Origin of the sequence: Methanothermococcus sp., assembly GCF_015523155.1 — an archaeon.
GTDB lineage: Archaea > AGJL01 > Methanococci > Methanococcales > Methanococcaceae > Methanofervidicoccus.
Map to the genome: position 1 here is coordinate 18,164 of NZ_WAKW01000008.1, position 9,820 is coordinate 27,983.

The following is a 9,820-nucleotide window of genomic DNA, read 5'->3' on the forward strand; positions in this document are numbered from 1 at the left end:
ACTCTCACAAAAAATAAAGAAGATTAAATAATAATGTCAATAATTTCTCCACATTCTGGACATTTTGGAGTTCCCGATGATATATCTAAATTGTTTATTGTTATTGAAAATCCAGTTCTATCAATTAACAGAGCTCCGCAGTTTGGGCAGTATGTATTTTCTCCCCCATGACCTGGGATATTTCCAACATATACATACTTTAAACCTTCTTCCAGTGCCAATTCCCTTGCTTTCACTAGTGTTTCCACAGGAGTTGGTGGGACATTTGTTAATTTATAATCGGGATAAAATCTTGTAAAATGAAGTGGGGTTTCTTTACCTAATTTATCCTTTACAAATTCTATTATATATTTTATATCATCTATATTGTCGTTGTATGTTGGTATTATTAAATTGGTTATTTCCACATGGATGCCCAATTTCTTTGCAAGTATGCATGTTTTTAATACAGGTTCCAACTTTGCAGAGCATATTTCTTTATAGAATTTTTCATTGCCCTTTATATCTATATTCATGGCATCTATTTTCAAATGTTTAAGGGGTTCCTTCTCAATATACCCATTTGTTACCATTACATTATATAATCCCTTTTCCCTTGCAATATTTGTTGTATCATACATAAGCTCATAAAAAATCGTTGGTTCCGTATAAGTGTATGCTATTCCATCGCATTTATATTTTAAAGTAGTTTCTACAATATCCTTTGGATATAATTCAGTATATGGGATTTCATCTGGTGGGAACTGACTTATCTGCCAATTTTGACAGTGTTTGCATCTAAAATTGCAACCTCCTGTGGCAATTGAAAATACCGATGAACCAGGATGAAAATGAAATAATGGTTTTTTCTCTATGGGGTCAATTGCAACAGAACATACCTTTCCATAATTTATGGCATACAATACTCCATTTATATTTTCTCTTCCTCTACAAAATCCCCTCTTCCCCTCAGGTATTATACAATGTCTATGACATAAATTACATCTAACCATATTTTTGTCCATAGGTTCATAAAACGTGGCCTCGTGAAGCTTAGAATTCATAACAATCTCCCTTATTTTTTAATTTTCTAAATATTCGCCTATATTAAATATTTCAGTAATTTCCATAAGAACCTTGCTGTTATAAATTATATTATAGGTTCTTTGAGGTAGTGCCTTTTTATCTGTTTTAAGGTACGATTTAACAGTATCATCTATTTCTTTGTAATCAATATTTTTAATCTCCCTTCGTGTTTCCAAATTATGGATTTTTAATATCTTTCCGATAGGAATATTCGCAGATAATAAGTCTTTTTTTATATTTTTTCTTAGATAATCATTGTTGATGATTTTGAGAGAAATCTTTGAAGTTGCATATATTAAAGGAATCCCCTTAATTTCAAGTATTACACTCCTATAACTTGTGTTGTTCCTTACCTCCTGATGGGTAGTTTTTACAACAACCTCTTCGTTGAATAATATTTCCAATATATTGGTTATACTTCCATCAGTTCCAAGGAGTATTTTTTCTTCATTTTTAAGGGGATATTTTTTTGAAAGTTCATTTATTACTTTATATGGCTTTATTATCATGCCTACCATTATTAACACACTTATTAATCATTTTAATATTAGATTACCGTTCTTATTATTTTACTTATATTTTATTTTTTATTATTGTGATTTTCTTTTTTCTCTTTTATTTTCTTCTTTTTCCTTTTCATTCTCTTTATTGGATTCTTTTAATTTTTGATACAATTCCTTAGATTTTTCTTTTAATTTATTTATTTGAGCATATATTTCCATTAACTTTTGATGATTTTCTGCACTTATTTTTGCATGTTCTAGAACCTTCTCATGTTCTTCTGCTGATTTTTTAACAAATCCTGAAATTTCTTCTGAAATCTCGGCTATTTTTTTGTTTAGTTGGTCAATAATATTGCTTTTTTCAAGAAGCTTTTTATAGGATTCAATCTCAGCTACGAGCTCCCTCTCCTTCTCCAAAGATGGACATTTGGTTTCGATTATTGTTTCCAGCTGCTGTATTTTTTGGTTTATTGAATCTTTATTTACTTTTAATTCCTTAAATTCGGTTAATAACTCTCCCCTTTCTTTTTTTAGAGTTCTTATAAGTTCTATTTTTTCTTTAACTATTTTATTTATATTTTCTCTTTTTTCCTTATGTGATTTTACCTCTTTATTTGCACTATTTCTTTTTTCCTTTATTTCTTCTGCCTTTTCATAGAGCTCTTTTATTTTATTATTTAGATTTTCAAGTTCTTTTTTTATGGTAGTAGTTTCCATTTTTCACACCCTAATTTGTGAATATAATATAAATATATTACAGTATATATAAATATTTTTAGATTTATTTTAGTATGGATGTTATATTGTATATTTTAAAATTTCCCTTAAATCCTTTTTATCTATACAAATATCTGCATTTTTCTTTAAAATATCCTTTGCACAAAATGCTATTTTAAAACCTGCTTTTTTAAACATGCTTATATCATTTGCACCATCCCCAACAACTACTGTATCTTTTAAGTCAATGCCTTCTTTTTTTGCTATTTCTTCCAATATATCTCCCTTTGCATGTGAGCTCATTATTGGACCTATCACTTCCCCAGTTAATTTCCCCTCTTTTGTTATAAGTTCATTTGAATAGGCATAGTCGAGACCAAGGATATCCTTTATTCTGTTTGTTGCTATGGTAAAACCTCCACTTACAACACCTGTTATATACCCTCTTTTTTTAAGTTCTTTAATTGTTTCTTCTGCTCCCTTTGTCAATTCTAAATTTGAAACTAAATTCATTATTTTTTCCATAGGTAATCCCTTTAAAAGAGATACTCTTTTTTTTAGAGCTTCTCCAAATTCCAATTTACCATTCATGGCGTCTTTGGTTATTTTTTTTACCTCATCTTCGACACCTGCAACCTTAGCTATTTCATCGATTGTTTCACAATTAATCAATGTGCTGTCCAAATCAAATAAAATAAGCTTTTTTTTATTATCCATTTAATCACCTTATGTTATAATGTTATTATATATAACCACATACATATTTTTAGCCTTGTATATATAGAGGAGAGAGACTAAAATATATAAAAACTAAATAAAATTTAAAAATTCATTAAAAGATGCATATAAACTTTTATCATAATATCCAAAACGTTTAAATTATTTTGTATTGCGTAGTTGTAAATCATCCAATCCAATGGTTCCAAAAACCCTGCAACACCTATCAATAAATATATTGCCATTATTTTTACAATCAATATTCCTCTTGATATATAATGCTTGTAATGTTCGTTTTTTCTTGAAGTATTCTCCTCTTTTATTAGTTCGTTATTTATTGGAATAATTCTATTGGCTATTACAATACCTACAACTATTGAAAGTGCAAATCCTGCAAATTCAAAAATACCGTGGGGAAATATGACGAATATATTCTTTAAATCGATATTATATCCTATAATACCTGTCATTGGATTTATCACAACTATGAAATAAAATAAAATTAGAATATTTAAATAATCCCTAAGAGAGCTCCTATTATATACCATGTCTCTTTTATATAGATAAGCCATACTTGGGAATGTCAATAATATTATGGTACAAGCCAAGGAGTTGTTTATAAAATAGGATAAAACTATTGAAAAATAATTATACCCTACATGCGATGAAACTGCACCAGAGATAACTTCAAATTTTTTAGATGCAATAACTCCTGCAGTAGTCACTATATTTTTAGTATAGAAAAGATACAATGCCTTGGAAAAAAGGAGCATAGAGAAAAAACCTATCCAACAACCAACATATGTTATAAAAAATTTCTTAAAAAAACTTAATTTTAAAAAAGATATAAACACATTTTGTAAAAATTCAACTATATCTTTCATATTAATCCCTTTTAAAGAATTTGTCATATTTTTTAATGTCATCATTCTCGGGTTTTATATTTCCATAATATACCTTTTCAAAGATTTTTGTTATACTTTTCAAACCTTCTATATTGCCATATATCTTACATATTTCTCTTGGGGTTAGAGATTTTTTAATATTCAATCTACTTATAAATAAATAATATGCTTTAATTATCCCTTCAACATACTTTTTATTGGATATATATTTTTCAAATTCTAAATATATGCTTTTTATATTCAAAGTTTTAACTGTTTTGTAGATAATTCCCACATCCCCTTCATCAACTGTATTTTCTAAATTCCTATGTTTCTGTATTTTATATGTCATTAAAACCAGCAAAACTATCAATACTATAAAACATAGCATATATTTATTATTGTTTATATTGGAGTTATCAATAGATGACATAAGTATGGTGTTTTTATCTTTAATCAATTTCTTTGAAGATGGTAAATATTTAGAATCCCCTTTAAAGAAGATATAACACTTATCAGAGGTATTATTTATATTAAATTCAAAACTTCCATTTTTTGTTTTTGAGGTATATGTCTTGTTATTTATTTTTAAATAGATATTTTTATTATTTAATAAATTGTTGTTTTTATCAAATAACTTTCCAATTATTTTGTTATTTTCATAATTTGCAGTTATATATGTAGGAATTCTTATAAATCTTATTGTAATTATTTTTTTTGATGTGCTGTATATGTTGTTTCCTTTATATTCTAAATATATAGATATATTTTTTTCCATGTTTGATTTGATGTTTAAATTTAAAGGAGCTCTAATATTTTCATGTTTATTTAGGTACTGGATATATACATTATCCCTTAGTTCATTGCCGTAATAATCGTATAATTCTATCTTTAAGTTTACATTATTGTCAATATATTCTTTATTTTTGTAGATTACATTTATATGTGTTGGAATCTTTAAACAAGATATTTTTAGAGTATTTGATGTTTCCGACGGTGTTGTTGCATAAAATATATGATTCCCAAGACTATTTATTAAAAATGTTTTTGAAAAACTGTTATTTTTTAAAGTTATATTGTAAGAATCATTGTTGTGGTAGAGAGTTATGGAATTTATCGTTCTTTTATTATTAATATATCCATATATTGTTATTTTTGAATCTATGAAAACAGTGCTTTTATCCGAATATATAACAAACCCCTCTGGTGCAATTTTGTTTATTTTATTGGAGTATAATTCAGCTTCTTTTAACATTATGTTGATATCACTTCTGACCTTTGAAGTGTCGAATTTTAAAATATTTCCATTTCTATTTTTTAATTTTATATTATCTATATTATTCAGTGAATTATTTAAAACAATTAAATTATTACGGACATTTTTTAAAGATGTCTTAAATATGATGTAATCATAGGGATTCTTAACATTTCTATGTTCTATCATATTATTGTAATTTATAGTAATATTATTGATAGAATTGTAATATTGCTCAAAAATTGGGGATATCTTTAAAAGTGTATGATTTACCCCATGTTTTTTTAAATTCTCTGAGACATTAAAAACATTTGCAGACAGGGGCTCTGCTTTGTTGCCTTCTATTAACATATTCATATTTTCATGACCTTCATCTATAAGACTTTGGAAGTAAGTATGTAATATCTCATTAAATTCGCTACTGTATGCCATTGGAGCTAAAAGGATGAAAAACAATATTATTCGAATTTTCATTAAAACACCGTTATTAATTTTTTAAAACGATATAAATAAATGAGTATATATGAAAAAATATAACAATAAAGTTAATATATCAAAATAGTATATAAATATATTATGTAAATAAATATAAATTCAATATTAAATTAATAAATACCAAATATTATAAATATTAATAAAAATTAAGTTAATTCTCTAAAAATAAAATAACTATAAAAGTGGGAGGATTGTTATGAAAGCCTATTCCATACTGCTATCTTTGATAATAATTCTGGGGGCTTTACCTTTGGGTTTTGCCTCAGAAACTACTAAAAATGTAGCAGTTGTAGTATCTACCCCAGCGGATGCTGTTGTTGCAGCACCATACGCCAAAGCAATGGGGTACAAACTGGTATACACACCAACAGATAAACTTTCGGATAATGCTAAAAGAGAGCTCGAAAGAAATAATATCAATAAAGTAATAATTGTCGGTGGTCCAGTTGCAGTTAGCAACAATGTGGAAAACCAAATAAATAAATTAAATATAAATAATATTAAAAGGGTATGGGGAGAAACCAGAGTTGAAACTTCCCAAAAAATGTATGAATTGATTAAAGAAGAAAAGCCTGAAATGGCAAAGAATATAGTAGTTGCAGAGGGGTTTAACGAAAAAATTACCCCTGTGGCAGTGAGCTTCGGAGCTCCTGTGATATACTATGGATTGGATAAAGATAATGAAGTGGCAGATTTGTTAAAAACTACAAAACCAGAAAATGCAATAATTCTCGGTAACAAAATTCCAAATATAATAACAAACACCATATCAACACATGCAAAAAATACCATAATTGCATCAGGCAGTGACGATTCAGTTATAAAAACTGCATTAGCATATGTTCCAAGAATAAATCCAAATGCTAAAAACAAAGATGTTGCAGTTGTTTATGCAGAAAAAACTGAAAATCCAATTTTAGATGCGATAGTAAGTTTTGTTAATGGTTATGTGGGTGCAATAGCCCCAATACCTGCATCAAAAGAAGATACATTAAATAAAATAATTTCAAAACTTACATTTGCATCAGGGATTTCAGTTTCAAGTGATAGCACATCAATGTCAGATACTATATCAAATATCGCAGGTAAATTGGGATTATCCCCTACCTCAATGATAACCACGCCATCAGGAGGACGCGGAGGAACAACAGTAACACCAATAACCCCATCAGTAGATAAAAAACCAACAATAAATGAATTTAATGTTTCAATTGATGGTTTAAAGGCAACATTTAATATAAATGTAAGCGATGATAAAGAATTAAAAAAGATTGTATTGAAATACGGTGATGGAACTAGTTATGAAATGAACATTTCAGGAAAATCAAATTATACAATAATATCAAGAAACTACTTAATGCAGGGGATATATTCTGCAACACTAACAGTATATGATGATAAAGACCAAACATCTACATCATCAACAAATGTATATTTAAGATACTTTGATGTAAGTCCAGGATATATATCAAAAACAATTATTGGTGGAAATGTAAATGAAACTATTCCGATAACCATTACAAACTATCAAAATAAAAACATATCAATAACTACTCAGACTACAACAGGAAATCTTAGTGCTAACACAAGTGCTAATTCAATAAACACGACTGATAACATAACATGCACAATTACAAATACATCAGCACTAACCTCTGGAAAATCATACAGAGCAAAAGTTATATTTGCTTTGAATGACCATCCAGAAATAAACAAAACCTTTGTAATGGATATTGCAATACCAAAAAAAGAAACTATATCCACAACAGGAAATAAAACTGTTTCATTGCAGGTTATAAATACAGCAGCAGCAGAAAATACAAGTATTAAAATAAACGACAATACAACAAATGCATTTATTATAAACACAACTATTGAAAATAGATCACTGGACATTCCAATACCAACAACAAATACAACAAATACATCCACAATAGCAAATACAACAATACACTTAGAAAATATTAAAGATGCATTGGACAGGGCAGAAAATATCCAAAAAACCTCGACATTGACAGAAAACCTCATAAGACCTGTGGTTGTTGCAAGTAAGGATGTAAATGATGTATCAGTTGATGTTAAAAACATTACAATTGACGAAGATACAAATGAAGCAACAGTAAATACTGAAATAAGCTTCAATAAATCTACAAATGATACATATGTTGTAGTGGCTATACCTATTGGAAATAACTCAGTAGATAATGTATATAAGGATGGTTTAGGTGCTATTCCAAAATATAATGGAACTGGAACTCAAAGAAACTACTACAAATACGATGCAACCAATGGTATATTACTATTATTTATGAAAGATGACCCCTTGTTGAGTATTACATTAAGTGTAAAAACGATAAATCAACCGCCAGTAATATCCTGTACACCTGATATAAATGGATTAAATGTATTAATAAATGCATCAGAATCCTATGACCCAGAAGGAGCTCCTTTAACATTCACATGGGAAGCACCGGGAGCTCAGAGTGTTTCATACCTCGATGGTGAAAAAACAATAAACATAACCTATCCAGCAGATGGAACATACGATATCACATTAACTGTATCGGACGGAGTTTATGAAGTTTCATCTGTAATTACAGTTTCAGTTGCTCAGCCAGTATCAGAGAAACCAGCAATAAAAGTCATAGCAAATGGAAAAACCATTGAATTTGAAGGACAAGATAGCAATACGTTATCAATTACAGGAACAAAAACTATTAATTTACCATCCATAACAGCAGATGTAAATGTTGTTAATAAAAAAGATACAAGCAAAGGTATAGAAATATACTTTAAAGACAACGCAAGTGTGGCATCGATAATAGAGGCAATGAACAACCTCAACAAAATATCATACAGTGGAGACAATATTACAATAACCTACAACAATGCAGATATGAATGGTAAGAATGTTACACTTTCAGTAATAAGCGATAGGGGCTCACTTAGAGATGCCATAAATAAGATGCTCAATGGAAATGCAAGTGATTTAATTGGACTTATTGAAATGAATCAATACTCTAAATACAACTGCGTCCAAACAGTATCTGGCAATAGTGCCACATGGACATTACCAGCAAGTGATTTCAGTGGAGATGTAGCCGTAGTAATTACAGAAGGAGGATATACTCCATATGATGCTACCTATGTGAAAATCCTAGCAGTAGGTGGATTTGAAGTAATGAAGTATAAAATGAACTTAACATTTGTTGGAACAAATCCTTTCACCAATGATTCAACATACAATATTTCAATAAATGAAACTCCTGCACACAAAATAAGATATGGATTGGCTATGATAAATAAAAATGCAGTAATAAAAGTAAGTGTTGTGGGAACAAATCCAAATAACAATTTATTCAATGTCTCAGTAGTTGGAAACAGCGGAAGCGAATTGATAGTAAATAACAACGACTTCATAACAGTAAATGCATCAAAAATAAACGATATAGTAGGAACAATATTTACACCAGATACAGCATCAGCAACATACAGTCCAACTACAAATAACCCAGTATATCAGCTGAATCTACAAAATGTATCAAATGCCTATGTAATAGGAATAGCCTACGATACAGTAGATAAAAAACTTGTTGCAATAGAGCAACAATAAAATAAAAATATTTTCTTCTTTTTCTTTTTTAATAATTACATAAAAATTATTATAAAATTATAAACATTTTAAATAACATATTCTCTATGGTATTTTTTAAAATAGGGGTGGTTATTATTAAAAAACTGATATTAATTTTTTATTTAGGATTAATTTTTATCTCTTCAAATTATGCAGCCTCTAATATATTTATAAGTCCATATATACCAAACATTGATGAAAATATATCCTTAACTGGAAAAGCAAATCCAAACGAAGATATAAACTGTCAGGCATGGTTTGAAGTAAATCCAATGGTATCTGCACCATACTATGGATATATTATGAATAGTGTTGAAATACCGAGCTCACCAAATAATTTTAAGGTTGTCGGAGAAAATGTAAATGATTTATCGGTTTCTGTAAAAACTGGCATATGGGTTACAAAAAGTGCAAATGCAAATAGTGAAGGTATAGCAGTAGTTTCCCAATCAAATGTTCCCATTGGAACCTACGATATAAAAATAGGGGGAAAAATTAAGGATGCCTCAAAACCTGTAAAATTGAAAATCATTGCATCTACAACTGTAAA

General features: G+C 28.6%; 7 protein-coding genes and 1 pseudogene. 2 read left to right on the plus strand and 6 right to left on the minus strand.

All coding sequences use genetic code 11. The features are described from left to right. Nucleotides 1-23: 23 nt before the first annotated feature. The 6 genes from amrS to F7B34_RS01520 all read right to left on the minus strand — a co-directional run bounded on the left by amrS (nt 24) and on the right by F7B34_RS01520 (nt 5,615). Complete coding sequence (gene amrS / locus F7B34_RS01495; protein WP_292459778.1) at nt 24-1,043, minus strand: AmmeMemoRadiSam system radical SAM enzyme; 1,020 nt, start codon at nt 1,041-1,043, stop codon at nt 24-26. 18 nt (nt 1,044-1,061) lie between these two features. Further along, nucleotides 1,062-1,583, minus strand: a complete 522-nt coding sequence (locus F7B34_RS01500) for a chorismate pyruvate-lyase family protein (protein ID WP_292459780.1) — start codon at nt 1,581-1,583, stop codon at nt 1,062-1,064. Between the two features lie 72 nt (nt 1,584-1,655). Then, a complete protein-coding gene (locus F7B34_RS01505) occupies nt 1,656-2,285 on the minus strand; it encodes a hypothetical protein (protein WP_292459781.1) in 630 nt (209 codons plus the stop codon). An 81-nt stretch (nt 2,286-2,366) separates the two neighbouring features. After that, nucleotides 2,367-3,002: a phosphoserine phosphatase SerB gene (gene serB / locus F7B34_RS01510; RefSeq protein WP_292459783.1), complete on the minus strand. Its 636-nt coding sequence runs from the start codon at nt 3,000-3,002 to the stop codon at nt 2,367-2,369. 104 nt (nt 3,003-3,106) lie between these two features. Continuing rightward, nucleotides 3,107-3,886, minus strand: coding sequence for a hypothetical protein (locus tag F7B34_RS01515; protein WP_292459784.1), 780 nt, complete (start codon nt 3,884-3,886; stop codon nt 3,107-3,109). A 1-nt stretch (nt 3,887) separates the two neighbouring features. Then, a complete protein-coding gene (locus tag F7B34_RS01520; protein ID WP_292459786.1) occupies nt 3,888-5,615 on the minus strand; it encodes a hypothetical protein in 1,728 nt (575 codons plus the stop codon). 217 nt (nt 5,616-5,832) lie between these two features. On the opposite strand from F7B34_RS01520, the gene F7B34_RS01525 reads away from it, so the two are divergent. Beyond that, on the plus strand, nt 5,833-9,249 hold the full coding sequence (locus F7B34_RS01525; protein WP_292459788.1) for a PKD domain-containing protein: 3,417 nt from the start codon (nt 5,833-5,835) through the stop codon (nt 9,247-9,249). A 107-nt stretch (nt 9,250-9,356) separates the two neighbouring features. Beyond that, nucleotides 9,357-9,820: pseudogene (locus tag F7B34_RS01530) on the plus strand (hypothetical protein); the annotation flags it as partial.